Source organism: Glutamicibacter sp. NPDC087344, from assembly GCF_044744225.1.
Taxonomy (GTDB): Bacteria; Actinomycetota; Actinomycetes; order Actinomycetales; family Micrococcaceae; genus Glutamicibacter.
In genome coordinates this window covers 238,116-259,645 of record NZ_JBIUXY010000007.1, presented here as the reverse complement: position 1 = coordinate 259,645, position 21,530 = coordinate 238,116, and the positions used below count along the sequence as shown (strand labels likewise).

Below are 21,530 nucleotides of genomic sequence, written 5' to 3'. Positions count from 1 at the left end.
CCCGCTCCACGCGGCCCGAGGTGACCGGTCCTCGGTCACGTCTGTTCCAAAAATGACCAGAATCAGTGACGACTTTCGCATCCTTTTCAACATATCCAAGCAGATCTACTGGCATTGGAGCCAGGAGATACGACACCTAAGACATCCCAGAACAATACTTTTGCCACATCGTTCGCAGTTAATATTTTTATCATGACACCGGATGAATCCTCAACCCGAATCAGGAGCTCCATGACCGTTTGAAGATCGACCCCACCAACTGTAGCTAACCAGCCGCCCACCAGTAACAAAGAAATAGAGACACAGACAGCAACAACTTGAAAAGCATGCTATGAAATTCGGTTCGTAACCACTACCCATCCGAACCAAATTTTGGACACTCGGCAAGCACCACCGCCCATATCAAATATGTAAATCTTTAGATTCTCTATTTATTCTCAAAATTAGTGAAACCATAGAACTTGCCGCAGAACGTAAGAAATAACCAGATGCCACCCATCGGCTACCCAAGCTGGATCGCTGGCAGATGTAAACAACTGGCCCCAGATAACACAAGAGGGAAAGGTCCAGATCTTGTGCGCCGAAGAAAAATGCTCGTCGAGCAAAACCGGTTTGCCCGGTTTTGCTCGACGAGCACTGAGGTCAATCCGCAGAATCAGGATTCAGCAGTACGGAACCGTCACGGCCAGTCCGCCGGATGAGGTTTCCTTGTACTTCGAGAGCATATCCCGACCGACCTCCCGCATGGTTTTCACCGCGGTATCCAGCGAAACGATGTGGGTGCCGTCCCCGTGCAGGGCGATCCGCGAGGCAGTCAACGCGGTAGACGCCGCGATGGCGTTGCGCTCGATACACGGAATCTGCACCAAACCCCCGACGGGGTCACAGGTCAGTCCCAGATGATGTTCCAAGGCAATCTCCGCGGCGTTTTCAACCTGATGCGCGCTGCCTCCGCGGACCGCGGTTAACCCCGCGGCAGCCATGGCGCAGGCCGAACCGACCTCGGCCTGGCACCCGGCTTCGGCGCCAGAGATCGAGGCGTTGGCTTTGATGATCGAACCAATCACGCTGGCGGTTAAGAGGAACTCATGGATCTGCGGCCGCGTCAGGCCTTCCTGGACCAGGTAATACAGCACCGCGGGGATGATCCCGGCCGCACCATTGGTTGGCGCGGTCACCACGCGTCCTCCCCCGGCATTCTGTTCATTAACCGCCATCGCGTAGCTGTTGACCAGTGCTTCCGAATTGCCGTTGGCATCCGCCAGGGTTGAGGAATACACGGCGGCCGCCCGGCGCTTGACCCCGAGCCCTCCGGGAAGGGTTCCCTCGGCGGCCAAGCCTGCCTGGACACAACTGCTCATTTCATGCCAGATACGATCCAGTCCTTGCTCCAAACCATCTGCCGAATGCCAGAAGTTCTCATCACGCCTGGCCACCTGGGCAATCGATTCACCGGATAATGATCCGAGCAGCTCATCCATGTTCCGGTAGCTGCTCACCGGCTGCGGCAAACTGGCCGTCGGCACCATCGGCTGGCCGCTCGCACCATGGGTATCGGTTTGTGCCTGCACCACAAACCCGCCGCCGATTGACAGATAGGTTTGCTGCAACAGCACCTGTTCTGAATCGAATGCCACCAATGTCAGAGCATTGGGATGCCCACGGTCCCTGACCCGGGCTTGGAACTGGATATCGTTTTTGCGCACCCTCACGGAGTCGATCAAGACCTGCTCCCCGGCGGCGAGGGCGGCATACTGCCCATGCACCATTGCCGGGTCGCAATCGTGCGGTTGCAGGCCGGCCAATCCGGCGAGCACCGCATCCGGGGTGCCGTGGCCGATACCCGTCGCGGCCAGCGATCCGTGTAGCTGGATCTCGTACCGATCCACCTGGCTCAGCGCTGAACGGTTCTCCAGTTCATTTCTGAACCGGGCCCCGGCGATCATCGGGCCTACCGTGTGAGAGGACGAAGGCCCGATGCCAATGGAGAACATGTCCAACGCCGAAACGTAAACACCAGCGGTCATTATGCGGTCAACGGGATGGTGGTGTCTCCCGGGGTGCGGGCCGCCTGAAGTTCAAGCAGTTCTGCACGCAACGCCGGGTTAACCGCGGCCTCCAACGCGGTGCGGGCAATGACCAAGGCTCCGTCGATCACCGATTCGTCGGCTTCCGGGCTGGCGGCATCGGCGGCAAAATCCGGGTGGTGCGGAACGGCTTTGGAGTTTCGGATGGCAATCATTCCATGCACCGAAGGAACCACCTGGGACACATTGCCCATATCGGTTGACCCGCCCCCGTAGACCGGCTCCGGGTTGACCGGGCGGCCAATGGACTCCATGGCGCCATCCCACACTTCGGCCAGGCCCGGGTGGGTATTGACCGGCGAGTAGGGGTGTTCGGTCTGCTGATGTTCCCAGGTGCAACCGGTAGCGATGGCGGCCCCCTCGAAGCAGTTCAACACACGCTGCTTGAGTCCGCGCCAGACATCCAGGTCATGGGCGCGGACCTCAACCTGAACGGTTGCCGAGCCGGCAATCACGTTGGTGGCTCCGCCGCCGTCTGAGATGAAGGCGTTGGTGTTGGAGCGTTCTGGCAGGTGCTGGCGCAGAACGGCCATGTTCATCAGTGCCAGGCTGGCCGCGGCACCGGCATTGATCGCTTCGCTGGGAGCCCCCGCGGCGTGCGCCTCACGGCCCTCGAATTTCACCTCGAAGCGCTCAACGGCGGTCATGCTCATCGACTTGACGCTGGTCTCCGCACCGGACATGCCGTGAACCATCAAGGAGAACGCCGCGTCCTCCCATGCCCCGGCGTTCAGCAATGAGATTTTGCCGCCGCCGTGTTCCTCTGCCGGGGTTCCCAGCAATTTGATGCGAAGCCCTGCACGTTCTGCGACCGGCTTGAGGGCAATGGCGGCCCCCACGCCGGCGGCGGCGATGATGTTGTGCCCGCAGGCGTGGCCGACATTGGGAAGGGCGTCGTATTCGGCGCAAATCACCACGGTGAGTTCGCCGCTGCCGTAGGTGGCTTCAACCGCAGTTTCTACACCGTAGGCGGATTCGAGGACGTCAAAACCGTGGGTTCGAAGCAACTGGGCGACGGCCTTGGCGGATTCGTGTTCCTGCCAGGAGATTTCCTGAAGTCCGTGGATGGTGTGGCTGAGTTCCAGCAAGGATCCACGGGCCTCGGTGAGGGTCTGGGAGATCAGTTCCTGCAGTTCTTTCAGCTCGGATACTGTTTGGGTGCTCATCATTTCGCCTTTCAGTTGGTGTGTAGTCAGGTGGTGAAACGCGGGTTTCACTTGACCGATTCGGTGATGGGGGAAGCTTCGGTGGAGCTGGTTGCCCCGGTGGCGGGTTGGCGCATGGAACGCGCAAGGATGGCGAATGCTACACACAGTGCCGCGCAGATCCACCACACCGAGTGGTAGGACAAGGCGCTGGAAACGTTGGCTCCGTCAGCTGAACGTGAAGCGAAAGCGGCCATTAGCAGGGCGAACAGGGCACCGGCTACCGCACCAGCGGCGGTGCGTGCGGTGTTGTACAGCCCGGAGGCAATACCCACCGAATCCTTGTCTGCCCGGGTCACCACAATGGTGGGAAGCGCACCGATCACCAGGCCGGCGCCAAAGCCCACCAGCAGGAGCCAGCAGGTGAAAACGGCCAGGGTTCCCGGGGCCAGGATCATCAGCACATAACCGATGGCGCTGAGCAAACCGCCAATCATCACCGCGTGGTGGCCCCCGACCTTGCGGGCCAACCGGTCGCTGAAGGTGGCTCCGAAGAAACTTGCCACGGCGAAGATCGAGAGCACCAACCCGGCGGTGGTTGCCCCGGCAGAGAAACCGAACCCGGCGCTCTGCGCATCGGTGCGCAGGTAGAGCGAGATGGGAGTTTGCGCGCCAAACATCTGGGCTCCGAAAAGGAATGCCACGATGATCGGCAGGCCGATCCCGCCGCTGGCCAGCATCCGCAGGTCGATCAACGGATGGTCGCTGCGTTTGGCCGAGAAGACCCAACCGGCCAAGAGAAGTGCGCCCAGCAACACCGCGCCCATCGACAGGGCCGGAGCCCAGGAAGCCATGTTGGACACGCCGCCGAGCAACGCGACCAGGCCTGCGCCCAGAAGCAGCGCCCCGAGGTAGTCGACCTTCTGCTTGCTGCGCAGCGTGGTTTCGGCAACAAACAGCGCCACCCCGAGCACACACAGGGACATGAACACCGCGGGAACCAACAGCGTGATGGTCAGGCTGCCGGTGGCATCAAGCACCGCTCCGGAGAGCAGACCGCCCACGGCCGCGCCCAGGGTGAGTGCTCCCACCAGGCGGCCAATGCTACGTCCGGCGTTCTCGGAATCACGTTGATGGACAATGGCGAATTCCAAGGGCAGGAACACCGCCAAAGGAGCTTGGATGGCGCGGGCCGCCAGGAACACCGCATAGTTCGGTGCAAAGGCGACCGCGAAGGAAGCCACGGCAACAATTGCGGTGGCGATCATCAGAATCCGCTTGTGGCCGTAGATGTCGCCCAGCTTGGAGAGCAACGGCACCACCAGCACGGTGGCCAGCAGGTAGGCGGCGCTGATCCAATTCAGCGATGCGGCGCTAACCCCAAAGGAGTCGCCGAGGGAGGTGTACAGCGGGCTGAACCAGCCTTGGAGTATGCCGCTGCCAAATTCCATGATCACCAGGAATCCGACGGCTGCACCTGCAGACCGGCGTTGTGTAGTGGGATGGCCCATGAGAGCTCCATGTGTGTGGTGTGAACGGGATTACTTTTAAGGTAGGCCACCGTGACTCACGGTCTACAAAAATGAAGAAAACTAGGGTAAATTCACGTTCCATGCAGGAAAATCGTCTTAGTGACCTTGATGAGCGAATTATCCATGCTCTTCAAATCAACCCTCGGGCCCGCTGGAGCGACCTGGAACCGGTGCTCGGCGCTGATGCGGTGACCTTGTCCCGGCGCTGGGATTCCTTGGTTGAGCAAGGAATCGCGTGGACCACTGGATTTTTTGTGGACGGGGCCGCTGCCCTGATTGACATCACGTGTGTGCCGCAAATGCTCGGTGAAGTCACCCGGGCCTTGGCGCAGATGCCTGAGCTGGTGACCCTCGACCACACCTCCGGAGAACGCGACATTTTGGCCACCGCCACCGCCCCGACACCAGAGCACATCTGGGATCTGGTGACCAATCAGATTGGCGCCCTGCCAGGCGTCAAACAATCCAAAACCCATCTGGTGACCGAGCCGCTCAGGGAGGCCTCAACCTGGAGGTTGAGCGCGCTGAAACCCTTGGAAGTAGCCGCCATCCCGCGTCCAACCCCGCCACGGGCCAGGGCTCCCCGCTCGATTCACCCCGACGTGGAATATGCCCTGCGCCAGTCCTTGCGTGAAGACGTCCGGCGGCCGGCGCGGCAGATTGCCCGCGACTACGGCCTCAGTGAGCAGCGGGTGTCGGACGGGATAGCCCGGATGATTGAACGCCGCGAGTTGCGGATGCGCACGGATGTGGCACGCTCGGTCACCGGTTGGCCCATCTACGCCTGGTACTTCATGCAGGTTCCCGCCAAACTCATGTCGAAAAGCGGCGACGTGATGGACCGCATCCCGCAGATCCGCACCGCCCTGGCCGTGGCCAGCCAGTTCAACCTGGTGGTTGCGGTCTGGCTGCGGGAGCTCAACCAGGTGCCGCAGTTCGAATCGATTGTGGAAGAGACCCTGCTCGGCTCAAGAATTGTCGACCGGAGTGTGGTGTTCCGGATGAGCAAACATCAAGGGCACCTCATCGATCCCCAGGGGCGCGCAACCCTGGGTTTTGTGCATCCGGAGCGACCCATGCAACCGCCCCGAACCTGATGGGGCCGGAGAAAACCCTGAGTTGTACCACCCTTAGTGCACACCCGCCGCAGCCTCCGCTGCGCTAGGTTGCGGTATCACCGCGGAAACTGCCCGGTACCCGTTTCACCGGCCGGGGAGCCTGCTGTTCAGTGAGTTTCCGGTGAGCGAAGCTGCGCCCGACGCACGTCGGGGGTCAGCATTTCAAAAATTTCATGCAGCTGCTGGCATGCGCGCTGAACCACGGATCTAAGCCATGAGTTGGCCGGATCATCATCACGGTTGGTGTGCCAGAACATTGCTTCAACCAGTGCCGCTTCGTTCTCCACGGGGAAATCCACAATCGCCAGGTTGGTCCCGCGCGAATACTTGTAGGCCAGCATGCGCGGCACCAGGGCCATCAAATCTGTTCCCTCCACCAGCAACGGCAGGGAGAGCAGGCCCTGCACGCGGGCGGCAATGGCCGGAGCTTCACCCAGGACATCCCAGAACTGATCACCCGGCGTCCGGATTTCCGAACCGAAAAACCCTACGGCCTGGGGTAGTTTCACCAGGTCTTGGGCGCTGAGATCCGGTTTATCCAGCACCGGATTGTCGGCATCCAACACCGCCACAAAACTATCGCGGAACACCGGTTTGCCGTGCCCGGGCAGGTCGTATCCCATGGGCCCGACAATCAAATCCCACTTCCCGTAGGTACTGCGATCCCACGACGCCGCGGAGGTCGGGGTGATCTCCACCGAGACCGCCGGCGCTTCAACCCGCAGGATCGCCCGCAGGTGTTCCACCAGCATCGCCGCGACGTAGTCGGAGGCGACAATCACGAACTTCCGATCACTGGTGGCGGGGTTGAACTGGCTCTTGATGGTCGAGACCCGGTCGATGGCGTGCATTGCCGATTCCACCAGCGGCTGCAGATCCTGAGCCAGCGGGGTGAGGTCGTATCCGCGCCCGGAGCGCACCAGCAATTCATCATCAAAATATCGGCGCAGCCTGGACAGGGCCGCGCTGGTGGCCGGTTGGCTCAGCCCCAAAAAATCCGCCGCCCGCGTGACATTACGCATTCGCAGCAGGCTTTGCAGCACCGGCAACAGATTGATATCAAGATTCTTCATGGTGCCACCTTAGACTTTACTTCCCTCGTAGTGCCGGTTTCACCAGCGTCGAGGTGATTCCGCAGGTCACCGGGTGTTGCGCTGGGGGCGCTTAACTATTTATTTCAGTGCATCCGAGATGGATTTAGCCCCGCCATGGGCCGTTTGGCCGCCGTCCACCGGGATTTCGGCGCCGTTGACAAACGAGGATAACTCGCTGAGCAAAAACAGCACCACATTGGCCACTTCCTGGCTGCTCCCGGCCCGGCCCAACGGCGTTTCACGAATCGTCGCCTCACGGAATCTGGGGTTCGCGGCGCTGGTCATGGGGGTTTCGATAAATCCCGGGTGAACCGAATTCACCCGGATCCCGGCTGGGCCTAACTCCATGCAGGCGATCTGGGTCAATCCCCGCAACGCCCACTTGCTGGTGGTGTAGGCCACCGGATAGTGGGCGCTGAGCCCGGCCACGGAACCGATGTTGATGATGGAAGACCCCGGGACGAACAGCGGAGTCAAGACCTGGATCCCCAGCAGGGCCCCGGCCACATTGACCTCATAGACCTGGTGCAGCTGCTCCAGGCTGACCTCTGCCAGGCGGTCGCGCTGGGTGATCCCGGCATTGTTCACCAGCCCGTGCACCTCCTGCCCGGCCAACAACGCCGCCAGCTCTTCCCAATGGGCACGCTGGGTGACATCAAGTTGGCGGTAGATCAGCTCTCCGGGTCCGCTCAGGCCGCGCAATTCGGCCGGGACCTGGGCACAGAGGTCCACGGCGAAAACCTTACAGCCGTGTTCCACCAGCAGCCGCGCTTCGGCGCTTCCCTGTCCCTGCCCCGCTCCGGTCACCACCACGGTTTTCCCGGCCAGGCCCAGATTCATCCCTGGGCCCGCTGGGCCGCTTCGAGCCGCGGGCGCGGTGTGGAGGGGACCCGGGTGATTGCCTCGCGGCGCGCACCCACCGTATTGCTGATGGTGCCAATCCCTTCAACACTCATCACCACGGTGTCCGCAGGCTGCAGCGGCGGCGGGCTCTGGGTTCCGTTGCGCCCCCACAGCTCGGCCAGGCACCCGCTGCCGCAGGTGCCTGAACCAAGCACGTCCCCGGGGCGCACCACCGAGTCGGCGGAGGCATAGGCCACCAGTTCGGCGAAGGGCCATCCCATGTGGGAGAGCAAATCCATCCCGATCTGCTGTTTATTGACGCTCACCGTCATCTGCAGGGCCAAGAATCCCTGCTCGTCGTGCAGGTGCTCGAACTCGTCTGCCGTCACGATCCACGGGCCCAGGGTGCTGGCGAAATCCTTGCCCTTGCACGGGCCCAAGCTCACCTTCATCTCGCGGCGTTGCAGATCCCGCGCGGACCAGTCGTTAAAGATGGTGTAGCCGAAGATGTGCTGATGGGCCGCGGCCGCATCGAGGTTTTCACCGTTGCTTCCGGGAACGGAGCCGATCACCGCGGCAACCTCAAGCTCGAAGTCCAGCTCCTGGCATCCTGCTGGAATCGGGATGGTCTCACCGGTGCCGCGCACGGTGTGGGGGTTGCCGAAGTAGAAGGTCGGCGCCTCATGCCACTGGGGAACTACCCCGGCAACACCATCCACCGAGATCCGCACCCCTTCAACATGCTCCTCGAAGGCCACAAAATCACGGATGGTGGGCGGCTTGAGCGGGGCCAGCAGTTGCACCTGGTCCAACGAGACCCATTCACCCTCCGCGATTGCCTGCTCGGCACGTTCCAAGGTCGCGGCCAGCCCCATGTCGCACAGGTCCTGGACACTTCCGCCATCCGCCAACGGGTAGCAGCGGCCATTGGCCACGAAACCGCTGCGTTCCTTGCCGTTGACCTGCATCCAGCGAGCAATAATCGCCATCAGCTCTCACTGCCTTCCAAAACCGTTGCCGCACTGCGGGCAAGGGATGTCAACCCGAGGTCTACGGCGTTGCCCCGCAGGATTGCCTCGCGGTGTTCCGGCGCCAACTCGGCCTGGTCAACCGCCTGCACCGGATAGTCGCTTCCCATGTCAAAGGGGTAGTCGGAGCCCAACAGCACACGGGAGGATCCCGCGGTTTCCGTCAGCCGGGCAAGTTCCACCGGATTGTGCACCAGCGAATCAAACCAGAGGCGGGAAAGGTAGCTTGAGGGGGCGTGTTCGCAAACCCGCGCCTCGGGACGGACCTGCCAGGCATGATCCGAACGCCCGATCACCTGCGGCAGGTAACCGCCGCCGTGGGCGGCAACCAGTTTCAGTGCAGGGAACCGGTCAAGGACCCCGGCGAAAATGAAATGGGATAACGCGACCGCGTTCTCCGCAGGCTGCGCCACGGTATTGGCCAAGTAGAACTTGTCCAGCCGTGCCTCCAACGGGCATCCGAAGGGATGCAGGAAGATGATCGCGCCCAGCTCTTCGGCCCGCGCCCACAACGGGTCCAGCCGCGGATCGGAAAGTTCAACCGTCCCGCCGTGCGGATCAGGGGCATAGGAGCCAATCTCGATTCCGGCCAGTCCCCGGGTGAGCACCGCATCCTCAAGGGCGGCCACCATCAGTTCCGGGTGCTGCAGCGGTGCCAGACCCAGGCCGTGGAAACGCCCAGGAGCCTGGTCGATGTACTCGCGGACCAAACGGTTGGCTTCTTGGTACAGCGTGGTCGCCAGCTCGGTGCCGGCAAACGCGTAGAAATGCGAGGGAGAGGGTGAAATGATTTGGACATCCACCTGGCTCTTGTCCATGTGCTCCAGGCGTGCGCCCAGGTCGGTGAGCAGCGGCCAGCGTTCGCGGATCATCAGCCCCGAGTTCTTTTGGGACTCTTGCCCATTGCGCAGCAGGTCGGTTTGCTGTTGCTCGGCCAAACCTTCCGGATGCTGTTCTCTGGCCAGCGCCTCAAGCTGCGGGAGCAGCACATGGGCGTGGACATCGATGATTGGCTGGGTTCCGCTCATGCCGGCACCACCAGTCGCGAAGCCAAACCGCCCATCAGGCCCGGGACGTCGGCATTCTTTTCGCCGTCCAAGAGCCACTGGCCCAGCTGCACCGAGGCCTTCACCACCGCGCTGGCCCGTTCAACACGACGGGTGTAGAACTTCTCCCACAGCTCATCATCCACCGTGTGCCCGGCAATCAGCTCTTCGGCCAGGACCGCCGCATCTTCCAGCGCCATGGCGGCGCCCTGGGCGATGGTTGGCGGGCAGGAGTGCGCGGCGTCGCCGATGATGACGGTGCGGCCACGGTGCCAGTTCCCGTCCACCACATGCTGGGTGAAGCGGGTGTAGTTCACCGGGGCGCCGTCAACCAGGGATTGCTGGATCTCATTCCACGGGCCGCCGTAGTTGGCGGCCAGTTCGGCCATGATGGTGGTGTCCTTCTGATCGTGCCGGTCCTGGGCGCGCTCAACCAGGTAGGCGTACATGTCCTCTTGCCCGGTCGGGCAGTACCCGGCGATGAAGCAGCGTCCGCCGTAGGTCAGGTCGGTGCGCACCACCTCGGCCGGACGCGGAACAAATGCACGCCAGATCCCCATCCCGGTAGGCTGCGGTTCGGCGGTGATCCCGATGGCCCGGCGCACGGTTGAATGGATCCCGTCGGCCCCGACCAACAGGTCGTAATCGGTTTGCTCCCCGTCCTCGGTGTGCACCCGGACCGAGTTGCCGAGATCCTCTACGGTTTTCACGGTTTTCCCGTAGCTGATCACCACACCGGCGGCGAGCGCCCGCTCGCGCATGATGGACGCCAGCTTGGGGCGGTACATCCCGAAGGTTGCCGGAAGTTCCGGGCCTCCGGTCTGCATTTCATCAAGAATGGCCAGCACCGTTCCCTCGGGGTTCGGCGCACGCAGTCCCAGGTCGTTGAAGGCATATCCGTGGGCGGAGATTTCCTCCCACAAACCCAACTGGCGCAGGATTCGCAACGCGTTGCCCTGCAGGGTGATCCCGGAGCCCAGGGTGGAGGGGGCTTGGGACTTCTCCAGAATTTCGGTCTTAATTCCCGCGTCAGCCAGGAACGTTGCCAGCGCCAGCCCGGCGGCGCCGGCGCCGACGATTCCAACGGTAGATACTGCGGCCATCTGATTTCTCCTTTGTAATTCTCGTGAACCGTTGCCTATTTGATGGCGAGCGGGTTAACCGGCGAGCCGACGGCTCCCACGATCTTCAGCGGTGCGGCGCTGAGCATGAACTCATACACCCCATCACCAGCGCAGTGCAGCGCCAGGTCGTCCGGATCCCACATCTCCCCCAGGAACAATCCCATGTTGGGGATCGCAACCTGGTGCAGGGGCTGGAAGGCTCCCTCAAATTCGTTGGGGCGGACTTCGAAACCCCAGGTGTCGGTGGCTACCCCGGCAATCTCGTTGCGGTGCAGCCACCCGGCGGTGCCGAAGGACAACCCGGGGGCCGCGCCGCCGGCATAGTCCTGCCAGCCGACACGTTTGGCCCGAGTGTATTGCCCGGTCCGGATGATGACAATATCTCCGCTGCCCACCTGCGAGCTCGTGCCCTGGGCCGCGATGGTTTGCTCCAGATGCTCTTCCGTGATGGCAAAACCATCCGGGAGTTCCCCGTCGGTTCCGAAGACCCGGCCTACATCCAGCAGCACACCCCGGGTGAGAATCTGGGCGGCGGCGGTGTCGATGCCTGTGACCTGATCCCCCTCCGAGGTCACCACGCTGCTGGCGGCACGCCCGTTCCAGGCCTTGCCCCGGTCGAAAATGTGCCCCAGCCCATCCCATTGGGTTGAGCACTGCAGCGGCATGGAGATCACGTCATCCGCGCCGCCGAAGCCGTGCGGGAAACCCTGCATGCCGTGTTCGGCTTCCACCCCGGTGTCCGTCATGGTGTGCACCGGGTTGGTGCGACGGCGCCACCCCTTCTGCGGGCCTTCGGAGCTGAAGGGCTGCGAGAGGGAAAAGGTGGTGCCGCTGCGCACCAAAGACGCGGCCTGGACCCGCTTGGCCTCGGTGATGAAGTTCAGCGTGCCCAGCACATCATCTTCGCCCCAGCGCCCCCAGTTGCGGTAGCGTTCGGCTGCTTGCGCGATCGCTTGTTCCGGGGAAGCACCAACCCAGGTGTGGGTCTCGGTGCTCATACCCGAACCTCATCCCGGCAGGCCACGGTTTGCATGCCCAGGGAGGTGATGCTGCCTTCCATCACGTCCCCGTCACGCAGCAACCGTCCCCAGTGCGCCCCGTTTCCGGCCGGCGAACCGGTCAGCACCAGGTCTCCGGGGAGCAATGGCATGTTCCAGGAGGCGTGGGAGATCAGCTGGGCCACGGTGAAGATCATGTCCGCGGTTGATTCCTGCTGCATGACCTGGCCGTTGAGCTTCAGCGTCACGGTCAGCTGCTGCGGGTCGGAAATGAATTGCGCGGGGACCAGCAGCGGCCCGGTGGGGAAGAAGCCCGGCGCGTTCTTGGCGCGGTACCAATCCGAGCCGATGGCCGGCATGTCCTTGCGGAACACCAGGTCGCGGGTGGTGATGTCGTTGACCATGGTGTATCCGAAAACGTGCTCCAGGGCTTCTTCGACGCTGACCCGGTGGGTGCGCTTTCCGATGACCGCCGCGAGTTCAAGTTCCCAGTCGTGGGACTGGCTGTAGTAGGGCAGCGACAGCTCGTCGTTCGGGGCGGCGATGGCCGTGGGCAGCCCGATGAAGAAGTAGGGCAGTCCCTCTTGGGAGCGTTTGTCCATCATCCGCGCGGTTTGCTCGCGGACTTCTTCTTCGCTCTGGTTCTCTTCCTTGTGGGAAACCGCCAGGTCGATGACGTGGGTGCGGTAGTTCGCTCCGGCCTGGATGATCTGCTGCGGCTGAACCGGGGAGAGCAGTCGAACATCGTCGAGGTCAATCGTGTCCCCGGCGGGCTCGGCGATTAACTGCTCTACCGTTGCCTGCCAGGTGGCCCAGTTCTGCACCAGGTCGTTGATGCGGGCCTGCAGCGGGTGAACACGTCCGTCCGCCAGCACACCGGTCTGTTCGGTTTCGGACCCGAGGCGGGTGAAACGGATCAGCGAGTAGGTCATTGAATTAGCCTCGTCCCTGTTCTGCGTAGGGGTTGAGCAGCGCTGCCTTCATTTCCTCCGAGGCTCCCTCTTCCGTGGCGGTGAAGCCCTCGGCCGGCGGGAAGGATTCGGTCATGGAATGCGGCATGGCGCCGTTGCGGTAGAAGTTGTTCGAGCCTTCGGACGGGGTCCAGGTGTTGGCTTCCCAGTCCGGGACGTAGTTGCGGTAGCCGCCGGAGTTCAGCTCGACACGCAGTCCGCTGGGTTCGCGGAAGTACAGGAAGTTCTGTTCGCCGATCCCGTGGATGGACGGCCCGTATTCCATGGGGGTTCCGTTTTCCATCAGCACGTCGGCGGTGCGCAGCAGGTCCTCGTGGGTATCCACCCAGAAGGCAATGTGGTTCACGCGTCCGGCGGTGCTGGAGGTATCCAGCACCACACCGAGGTCGTGCGACTTTTCATTGGTGGTCAATACCGAGAAAACGGTGATCGGTGCTTCGTCCAGCTCGGTGAAGGCCATGATGCGGAAGTCCAGGGCCTTGTTGTACCAGTCGGCGAAACCGCGCACATCCGAGGCGGCCACGGTGACGTGGTCCAGGAAACGCGGGGCTGCTGCGTGGCTGCTGCGCTTCTCCGGGCGGTCCGGGTAGATGGAAGCGAATTCCTCATCCGCGGTGAATCGCTCGACGTCGTAGACCAGGCGCATGTGGTGGCCGTAGGGGCCGGTGAATTCGTAGGCGCGGCCGTAACCCAGCCCGCCCTCGCTCCAGACACCCTGCACGCCGTTGGCTTCAACCTGGGCGGCGGCGGCTTCCAGGGCCGCTGCGCTATTGGTGCGCCAGGCCATGCGCGCCAGGGAGGCAACCTCGCCCGGGACTACAACCAGGCTGTAGCGGTAGTAGTCGCCCCAGCAGCGCAGGTAGATCTTGCCGTCGGCACGCTCGATGATGCGCATACCGAACTTTTCCTCGTAAAAAGCCGCCGAGGTTTCGACATCTTCGCTGGTGATTTCCAGGTGGGCGAGGTGTGAGAGTGGACGTTCCATGGTGATGCCTTTCGGGTTGATGCGACTACCAACTGTGAGCCACAACACCAGTGTGATCCAGTTCAAGTATTTGCGGAACAGAGATATGAATATGCTTGATATTTGTTTAGCAAATACCTGTGGTGCCCGCCGCACCGGCGGGCACCACACCGGCTACGCCGTCGCGGCCGGTTGCGAGGCGGCGGCCAGTTCGGTGCCGGCCGCCAGGTCTTCGGCCAGCTGCGTGGCCCCGCGCACCGCAATGGCAACACTCATCAGCGTCGGATTCATGGCCGTGGCCGTGGGGATCAGCGCATTGCCGCCCACCACAAGGTTGGCATGTTCCCAGACCCGGGAGTACGGGTCGGCCACGCTGGTTCCGTCATTGCGCTCCCCCATGCGCATGGTGCCCTGGTAGTGCAGGCTGGACCCGTTGGGCATCAGCCGCGGTTCGGCGACAAAGGCGCCCAGCGCGTGGCCGGCTCGCCGCAGCCGCTGCGTGGCCTGCTCGATTTCCGCTTCCTCGGCCGCGCTCAACGCGTAGTCGATCCGCATATTGGGCAGCCCCCGGTAATCCAGCTCCGCCTCGTCGAAGCTCACCGCATCCTCAAAGCGGGGCTGCTTGCGCATGCCGTAGCCCATGTTGACGTAGCCCCAGCGGTTGTTCGCATGCTCGGCCTGCGGGTCCATGGGGAACGGGGTGGATTCGGTGTACATCACCTGGACGGAGAATGGGTGCCCGGGTTCGGAGAACGGAATACGATTCACCGCGGCCACCGGATCCGCCGGGTTCAGCGCCCTGCGGGCAAGTTCGGCGGCCAGGTCGTCCTCGGAGGCGAAACGCCGCATTTTTTCGGCGTCCAGGGCCACGGTGGAAATCACCACCGGGTGCTCGGTCAGATAATGCCCCAGCGCCGCCGGGCGGACCCCCGAGGCCCAGAGCAGCTGCGGGGAACGGAATGCATCAGCGGCCACAACCACCGCATCCGCGGCGAAAAACAAGGTTTCCCCGGTACGCAGATCCTTGTAGGTCAGCCCGGTGGCACGGTGCCCATCAAGCTCGACCCGCAGCACCAAACTCAAATCGCGCAATTCAAAACGCGAAGCCTGCTCGCTGCCCGGGGTGATCAAGGGGCCGAGCACCACATCCGCGCCGGCCCAGCGCATCGATCCATCCGGTTGCGGGTCCCCGGCCACCGGCAGGGTCCCCACCCCGTACCCGTCGGGAAGCTCCGCCCCGAACTCTTCATCCAGCAGGCTGCGGATCGCTTCACCCACTGCCGAGTCGGCAAAGGCCGCGCTCTGCACGTGCAGCAGGTCCCGGGCGCGGGCCATCAGCGCATCCCATTCGCCGTCCGGGATAAATGGGATCTTTTCGCTGAAGGCAGGTTCCGGGGTGGCGCAGGTCCAGTGCGCCCCCTGGCCGCCGACGTTGGTTGCCGCCGCGGCCGCCGGGAAGCTAGGCGCGTGGGCCGCGCCGGGGCCGCCGAAGTCCAGCAGGTGGGTTCCCTGCCGGGCGGTGAACATTCCCTCGGTGACGGTGGCCTCCGGGATCCCCAGGGAGGCCCGGTAGGAGCCGGCCTGCGGCCCCTGGGACTTCTCCCGCGCCTCTTCTTTGGCCTGCGGGTCCTGGATGTTGCGGACACTCTCACCGGGAATTTCGGTCAGTTGCGGGCCTGCTTCAAACATCACAACTCGCGCGTGGGGGTGCTGTTCAATCAGCACTCGGGCGTAGGCCGAACCGATGGGCCCGCTGCCGACAATGGCGATGGTGGGCTGAGACATGGTTTTCTCCTTGATCAAGATTGGGTGGTGACGGGTTTCGAGGCGCCTTGCGACGACCCGGCGGGGGCACTGCTCAGCCGGCCGCGGGGCAGGCAGAGCGCGGCAAGGATCCCCACGGCGTAGGCGATGGCGAGGGCGGTGAACACCGGGGCGAAAACCGAGGTGTAGATCTGCGCCACTTCGGCCTGCACCGCGGCGGGTGCGGCATGAACCTGTTGCGGGGTCAGCGTGGCCGCATCCAGCCCGACCGGCAGCAACCCGGCGACCGAGGCGGCAATGCTCACGCCGATCATCGCCGTGGCTACCGTGGAGCCGATTTGGCGCACCAGGTTCACCGTTGCGGTGATGGTTCCGGTCTGCTGCACCGGGACCGCGCCCTGCACCAGCGCCACGATCAGGTTCATGAACGCACCGGTCCCCACACCCACCACGGCCATGATCACCATGGGGACCCAGAGCGGCTGGCCCACCGGAAGCAAGGCCATGGCAAACAGCCCGGCGGCGCCTAACGCGGTGCCGAGGATCGGGAACATCCAGTATCCGCCGGTGCGGCTGGCCCACCAGCCGGTGAACAGGTTGCTGCACAGCATGCCGAAAACGGTGGCAATCGGCACCAGCCCGGAGACCGTGATGCTGGTCTGGTAGGCCATCTGGATGTAGGTCGGCAGGTAGGCGGTGATGGAGAACAACCCGACACCGATAATTGCCGAGAGCGCCGTGCCGGCGGCGACGGTTCGATTGCGGAAGACCTTCAGCGGGATCATCGGCTCGGGCACCCGGGTCTCGATCCACGCAAACAGCACCAGCCCCAGCAGGCCCACCGCTAATGCGAGAACCGTTGCGACCGATCCGCCCTGGTCGCTGGCCCAGGTGATCCCCAGAATCAGCGCCACCAGGCTGATGGTGAAGACCCCGGCGCCGGCAATGTCGAAACCGCGCGGCGTGTGCTGGGATTCCAGCTGCGGCAGCGCGAAGACCGCCAGCGCCAGGGCGATCACGCCGATGGGGATGTTGATCCAGAAAACCCACTGCCATCCCCACTGATCGGTAATGAGTCCGCCCAGCAGGGGTCCAACCAGGATTGCAACCGGGAAAGCGGCGCCGATCATGGCCATGTATCGCGGCCGCTCGCGCTGCGTGGTCACCCGCGCAATGATGGTTTGCGACATCAGCTGCAAGCCAGCGGCGCTCATGCCCTGGACCACGCGGGCGGCGATCAGCCAGCTGAAGTCGGCTGCGAACCCGCAGCACAGGGAGGCAATGAGGAAAACACTCAGGGCGGCGAGGAAAATTTTGCGCGGCCCCAGGATGTCATCCAGTTTGCCGAAGACCGGCAGCAGAACCGTGCTGGCAAGGGTGTATCCGACAACTATCCAGCTCATGTACTGCAGGGCGCCGAGCTCGCCGGCAATGGTCGCCAGGGAGGTGGAGACCACGGTGTGGTCCATGGCGCCGAGAAATGAGACAGCCAGCAGGCAGGTGAGAAGCAACCTGAGCCTCAAGGGTGAAAGTTTCATAGTGATCTGCCCGATCGATCGGGCCATCTACGCGACAGAATGTGCTTGCGCCGGATTCTCCCGGAGCAAACGGACCAGCTGGCCCCTACGTCATTTCCAGAATATCTTCACTTAGGTCTAAAAACAACGAAAGTTTGAAGCTTTCCAACCTTATAGTTCGGGGATACTCTCCCTGACGCCCCCAAGGGCGCACTTTCCACCACCCCGTACAGAGCGTAGGGTTCAAGATAACGCGAGCTCACCGGCGCCTTGCCCGCCAGCACGCACAGGCGGCCCAATAGGTGCATAAAACGCATAAGTTATGTCGTTTTCGACATTAGTTGCCTCCGGAACCTGTCATTTCGCTTGAGATATGCAAGAATTACCAGTTATGGCAACAATGTCGACGCTCCAGTTCGGAGCCCAAACAGACGAAGTGACGAGCCTTCTGCGTATCGTCAACCTGGTGCGCACCGGGGAAGCGACCACACGGCCCGAAATCGGGAAGGTGACCGGGCTCGGCCGCGGTGTCGTCAGCCAGCGCATCGACCAGGCCATCGCGTACGGTTTCCTCAAGGACAGCGACTTCGCCGCCTCCTCCGGCGGCCGGGCCCCGCGCACCTTGCGTTTCCATTCGGAGCAGGGGGTGTTGATCATCTGCGCGCTGAGCGCCCAGCGTATTCGTGTGGGCATCACAGACCTGGACGGCAAGCTGCGCCAGCATGTGCAACGCAAGTGGGACATTGCCCAGGGGCCGGCCAAAACCATCAAGGAACTGTTCAAGCAGATCGACACGATCTTGGACAAGGACTCGGCTCCCCCGGTGTGGGGTGTGGTCATCGGGCTTCCGGGGCCGGTGGATTTCGCCAGCGGACGCCCCGCCGCTCCCCCGCTGATGCCAGGATGGAACGGCTACGACATCAGGACCCCCTTTGAACAGCGCTTCGAGGCGCCAGTCTGGGTGGATAACGACGTGAACCTGCTGGCCTTGGGTGAGCGAGCGCGCCGCCGCGAGGCGAATGTGGATCTGATCTACTGCAAGATCGGCTCCGGCATCGGGGCCGGGCTGCTCTCCCAGGGTTCAATCCACCGCGGGGCCAACGGGGCCGCCGGGGATATCGGGCATGTCCGGCTCCCGGATTCCACCGCCCCCTGCCGGTGCGGCAAGATCGGCTGCCTGGAAGCCGTCGGCGGCGGGTGGGCGCTGGTCCGCGATGCCCAGGAGGCAGTGGACGCAGGCAGCGACGGCCCGCTGGCCGCCCTGGCCAAAAAACAGCCAATCACCCTGGAACTGATTTCCATCGCCGCCCAGGCCGGTGACCCGCTGGCTATTTCGCTGATTCAGCAATCAGCCCTGGTGGCCGGGGAAACGGTCTCCACCCTGGTGAACCTGTTCAACCCCGGGGTGATTGTCTTCGGCGGGGCTATCGCCTCGGCCGGCGAGTTGTTCCTGGCCGATGTGCGTCAACGGATTTACGAACGCTCCATGCCGCTGGCCACCCGCGATATCACCATTACGTTATCGGTGAATGATGAACTCGAACCGCTGCACGGCGGGGTTGAGCTGGCCATCGAGCAGCTCTTCGATGTCACCTTCCCCCGCTGGTTTGCCGACGGGCGTCCCTCGCCGGACCGCAGCACCGTGCGCTAGCGGGCCGCCAAAGCAAAAAACCGCACCAGCCTTGCGGCCGGTGCGGTTTCTTGGTTTGGTGTTATTTGTTTTGGTGCTATTTGGTGCTGAAGGCCGCGTCGAATGCCGCATTCGAGGGTTCGTACGTTGCCAGCTTGCGCACGAAACCCAATGCTTCGGGCGCTCCGACCAACCGGTCCATGCCCGCGTCTTCCCATTCCACGGACAAGGGCCCGGAGTAGTTGATGGAATTGAGCATCCGGAACGCGTTCTCCCACGGCACGTCTCCGTGGCCGGTGGAAATGAAGTCCCAGCCGCGGCGCGGGTCGGCCCACGGCAGGTGCGATCCCAGGCGTCCATTGCGGCCGTTGTCCAGGCGCTTTTTGGTGTCCTTGCAGTGCACATGGTAAATCCGGTCCTGGAAGTCCCAGAGGAATCCCACCGGGTCGATGTCCTGCCACACCATATGGCTCGGGTCCCAGTTCAGGCCGAAGGCCTTGCGGTGGCCAATGGCTTGAAGCGCACGCTGGGTGCTCCAGTAGTCATAGGCGATTTCCGAGGGGTGGACCTCGTGGGCAAAACGCACACCCACCTCATCGAACACGTCGAGGATTGGATTCCAGCGGTCCGCGAAGTCCTGGTAGCCGGCCTCGATCATCGATTCGGAGGCCGGCGGGAACATCGCCACGTACTTCCAGATGGAGGAACCGGTAAAACCGGTCACCGTCTGCACGTTCAGCCGCGCGGCCAGCCGGGCGGTGTTTTTCAGCTCTTCGGCCGCCCGGGTCCGCACCCCCTCCGGGTCCCCGTCTCCCCAGACTGAGTCCGGCAGGATCTCGCGGTGCCGCGCATCGATCGGGTCGTCGCAGACCGCTTGGCCCTTGAGGTGGTTGGAGATGGTCCAGACCTTCAGCCCGTAACGGTCGAGAATCTCAAGTTTTCCCTGAATGTACTTCTCATCGTCCCAGCGGTTGGGATCCAGGTGATCTCCCCAGCAGGCGATCTCCAACCCGTCATAACCCCACTGCCCGGCAAGCCGGGCCACCTCCTCGAAGGGAAGATCCGCCCACTGGCCGGTGAATAGCGTAATAGGTCGTGCCATGTTGTGTGCTCCTAAGCTACGTGGATGTCAGCGGGGTGCGCTACCGATGTCCAGAGCGACTGGTTGGCCGCGCTGCGGCTCACCGCGTCCAGCACCTGCTGGACCCCGAGCCCCTCGGCAAACGTCGAATGCGCCGGGGTCCCGTGGATGATCGCCTCCACCAGGTCTTTGACCTGGTGGGAGAACCCGTGCTCGTAACCCAGCATGTGCCCGGCCGGCCACCAGCCCGAAAGGTAGGGGTGGACCGGTTCGGTGACCAGGATCTTGCGGAACCCCTGGATCTCTTGCGGGTCTTCCCGGTTGTAGTACTGCAGGCTGTTCAGGTCTTCCAGGTCGAAGGCAAGCGCCCCCTTGGATCCGGAAACCTCGATGGACAACGCGTTTTTGCGTCCGGTGGCCACCCGCGAGGCCTCGAAGGAGGCCAACGCCCCGTTGGACAGCCGCCCGGTGAACAGCGCCAGGTCATCCACGCTCACCTGGCCGAAACCGCTGCCGTCGGCCAGCGGCCGGTGTTCGGTGACGGTCTGCAGCACGCCGCTGACCTGTTCGGTGCGCAGCCCGGTGGTGAACTGCACCAGGTCGATGGCGTGGGCTCCGATGTCCCCCAGCGCCCCGGAGCCGGCCTGCTCCTGCTGCAACCGCCAGGACAGCGGGGCGGCCGGGTCTACCAGCCAGTCCTGCCGGTAGGAGGCACGCACCTGCTGGATCTGCCCGAGCACACCCTGCGCAATCAGCTGGCGCATCAAGGTGGCCGCCGGAACCCGGCGGTAGGTGAAGCCGACCATCGACTGCACCCCGCGGGCGGCCGCTCGTTCGGCGGCCTGCGCCATCAGCTGCGCTTCGTCAACGGTGTTGGCCAGCGGCTTCTCGCACAGGACGTGTTTGCCCGCTTCCAGGGCGGCGATGGCGATTTCCGCGTGCGAGGCCCCGGGTGTGACGATGTCGATGATGTCGATGTCTTCACGCTCAATGACCTCGCGCCAGTTGGTGCTGTGAGCCTCCCAGCCCCATTTCACCGCGGCCGCCGCGGTTTTGGCGCCATCGCGCCCCACCAGCACCGCCATCTGCGGGCTGGCTGGCATCTGGAAAACGCGGTGCGCGGTGCGCCAGCCCTGGGAGTGGGCGGCTCCCATGAATCCGTGGCCGACCATGGCCACCTTGAGGCTTTTCACGAGAGCACCAGCTGGCGTTCAACCGCCACGCGGTTGGTCACGTAGCGCATCGGGGCGATCTGCATGTAGAGCAGGCGCATGGTCAGCACCACCTCGACCTCTACCGTGTCTCCTTCGGCCGGCGGGTTCTCCAGGCTGATCACCACGTCCGGGCGGTCGGCCACGAACCACAGGGTGTCCCACTGTTCGGGCAGTTCTTCGATGCGGTAGCTGGTTCCCGCCAGTTCGAAACGGAGGTCCTCGGTGGGTACCGCTACCCCGTTGACGCTGGCTTCAACGTTGTCCACCGCGGAGAGCCACAGGCTTCGGTACCACGGGAGCTGGACGGAGACCGACAGGCCGTCGGGGTGCCGGCTGACATTCGAGTCTTGGAACAGAGAATTATGAGTTGCCAT

Annotated in this window: 18 protein-coding genes; 2 read left to right on the top strand and 16 right to left on the bottom strand. The window is 63.3% G+C overall.

Features of this window, described 5'->3' with window-relative positions; translation table 11 throughout:
- Window positions 1-662: 662 nt before the first annotated feature.
- The 3 genes from ACIOWL_RS14435 to ACIOWL_RS14425 are packed head-to-tail and all read right to left on the bottom strand — an operon-like array spanning window position 663 to window position 4,743.
- On the bottom strand, window positions 663-2,027 hold the full coding sequence (locus ACIOWL_RS14435; RefSeq protein ID WP_400386432.1) for an L-serine ammonia-lyase: 1,365 nt from the start codon (window positions 2,025-2,027) through the stop codon (window positions 663-665).
- Entirely contained in the window at window positions 2,027-3,253 is a 1,227-nt protein-coding gene (locus ACIOWL_RS14430) for a M20 family metallopeptidase (RefSeq protein WP_400386429.1), read from the bottom strand. Before ACIOWL_RS14430 ends, ACIOWL_RS14435 begins: the two co-directional genes overlap by 1 nt.
- A gap of 47 nt (window positions 3,254-3,300) precedes the next feature.
- Complete coding sequence (locus tag ACIOWL_RS14425; protein WP_400386426.1) at window positions 3,301-4,743, bottom strand: MFS transporter; 1,443 nt, start codon at window positions 4,741-4,743, stop codon at window positions 3,301-3,303.
- A 101-nt stretch (window positions 4,744-4,844) separates the two neighbouring features.
- Between ACIOWL_RS14425 and ACIOWL_RS14420 the strand changes: the two genes are divergently transcribed.
- Window positions 4,845-5,861 carry an Lrp/AsnC family transcriptional regulator gene (locus tag ACIOWL_RS14420; RefSeq protein WP_400386424.1) on the top strand — a complete coding sequence of 339 codons (1,017 nt, stop codon included), beginning with the start codon at window positions 4,845-4,847 and terminating at the stop codon, window positions 5,859-5,861.
- A gap of 128 nt (window positions 5,862-5,989) precedes the next feature.
- On the opposite strand, the gene ACIOWL_RS14415 is transcribed toward ACIOWL_RS14420, so the two are convergent.
- The 10 genes from ACIOWL_RS14415 to ACIOWL_RS14370 form a co-directional block, all read right to left on the bottom strand.
- On the bottom strand, window positions 5,990-6,955 hold the full coding sequence (locus tag ACIOWL_RS14415) for a LysR family transcriptional regulator (RefSeq protein WP_400386421.1): 966 nt from the start codon (window positions 6,953-6,955) through the stop codon (window positions 5,990-5,992).
- 99 nt (window positions 6,956-7,054) lie between these two features.
- On the bottom strand, window positions 7,055-7,816 hold the full coding sequence (locus ACIOWL_RS14410; RefSeq protein WP_400386418.1) for an SDR family NAD(P)-dependent oxidoreductase: 762 nt from the start codon (window positions 7,814-7,816) through the stop codon (window positions 7,055-7,057).
- Window positions 7,813-8,808, bottom strand: coding sequence for a fumarylacetoacetate hydrolase family protein (locus ACIOWL_RS14405; RefSeq protein ID WP_400386416.1), 996 nt, complete (start codon window positions 8,806-8,808; stop codon window positions 7,813-7,815). The genes ACIOWL_RS14410 and ACIOWL_RS14405 overlap by 4 nt, the downstream gene beginning before the upstream one ends.
- Window positions 8,808-9,875, bottom strand: coding sequence for an amidohydrolase family protein (locus ACIOWL_RS14400; protein WP_400386413.1), 1,068 nt, complete (start codon window positions 9,873-9,875; stop codon window positions 8,808-8,810). Before ACIOWL_RS14400 ends, ACIOWL_RS14405 begins: the two co-directional genes overlap by 1 nt.
- Window positions 9,872-10,996 carry an FAD-dependent monooxygenase gene (locus ACIOWL_RS14395; RefSeq protein WP_400386410.1) on the bottom strand — a complete coding sequence of 375 codons (1,125 nt, stop codon included), beginning with the start codon at window positions 10,994-10,996 and terminating at the stop codon, window positions 9,872-9,874. The genes ACIOWL_RS14400 and ACIOWL_RS14395 overlap by 4 nt, the downstream gene beginning before the upstream one ends.
- A gap of 35 nt (window positions 10,997-11,031) precedes the next feature.
- Window positions 11,032-12,015, bottom strand: a complete 984-nt coding sequence (locus tag ACIOWL_RS14390) for a cyclase family protein (protein ID WP_400386407.1) — start codon at window positions 12,013-12,015, stop codon at window positions 11,032-11,034.
- Window positions 12,012-12,947 (bottom strand): fumarylacetoacetate hydrolase family protein, encoded by a 936-nt coding sequence (locus ACIOWL_RS14385; protein ID WP_400386405.1) that lies wholly within the window; start codon window positions 12,945-12,947, stop codon window positions 12,012-12,014. Before ACIOWL_RS14385 ends, ACIOWL_RS14390 begins: the two co-directional genes overlap by 4 nt.
- A 4-nt stretch (window positions 12,948-12,951) precedes the next feature.
- Window positions 12,952-13,971 (bottom strand): VOC family protein, encoded by a 1,020-nt coding sequence (locus tag ACIOWL_RS14380; RefSeq protein ID WP_400386403.1) that lies wholly within the window; start codon window positions 13,969-13,971, stop codon window positions 12,952-12,954.
- 153 nt (window positions 13,972-14,124) lie between these two features.
- Window positions 14,125-15,735 carry a GMC oxidoreductase gene (locus tag ACIOWL_RS14375; protein WP_400386400.1) on the bottom strand — a complete coding sequence of 537 codons (1,611 nt, stop codon included), beginning with the start codon at window positions 15,733-15,735 and terminating at the stop codon, window positions 14,125-14,127.
- 14 nt (window positions 15,736-15,749) lie between these two features.
- Window positions 15,750-17,252 (bottom strand): MFS transporter, encoded by a 1,503-nt coding sequence (locus tag ACIOWL_RS14370; RefSeq protein ID WP_400386398.1) that lies wholly within the window; start codon window positions 17,250-17,252, stop codon window positions 15,750-15,752.
- Between the two features lie 415 nt (window positions 17,253-17,667).
- Here ACIOWL_RS14370 and ACIOWL_RS14365 point away from each other — a divergent pair, with 415 nt between their 5' ends.
- Window positions 17,668-18,882 (top strand): ROK family protein, encoded by a 1,215-nt coding sequence (locus ACIOWL_RS14365; protein WP_400386395.1) that lies wholly within the window; start codon window positions 17,668-17,670, stop codon window positions 18,880-18,882.
- A 76-nt stretch (window positions 18,883-18,958) separates the two neighbouring features.
- On the opposite strand, the gene ACIOWL_RS14360 is transcribed toward ACIOWL_RS14365, so the two are convergent.
- From ACIOWL_RS14360 to ACIOWL_RS14350, 3 genes are read right to left on the bottom strand one after another with little or no spacing between them, the layout of a single operon-like run.
- Complete coding sequence (locus ACIOWL_RS14360; RefSeq protein ID WP_400386392.1) at window positions 18,959-19,963, bottom strand: sugar phosphate isomerase/epimerase family protein; 1,005 nt, start codon at window positions 19,961-19,963, stop codon at window positions 18,959-18,961.
- Window positions 19,964-19,974: 11 nt separating this feature from the next.
- Window positions 19,975-21,114: a Gfo/Idh/MocA family protein gene (locus tag ACIOWL_RS14355; protein ID WP_400386525.1), complete on the bottom strand. Its 1,140-nt coding sequence runs from the start codon at window positions 21,112-21,114 to the stop codon at window positions 19,975-19,977.
- 17 nt (window positions 21,115-21,131) lie between these two features.
- The gene (locus ACIOWL_RS14350; RefSeq protein WP_400386389.1) at window positions 21,132-21,530 is read right to left on the bottom strand and encodes a DUF6379 domain-containing protein; all 399 of its coding nucleotides are present in this window, start codon (window positions 21,528-21,530) and stop codon (window positions 21,132-21,134) included.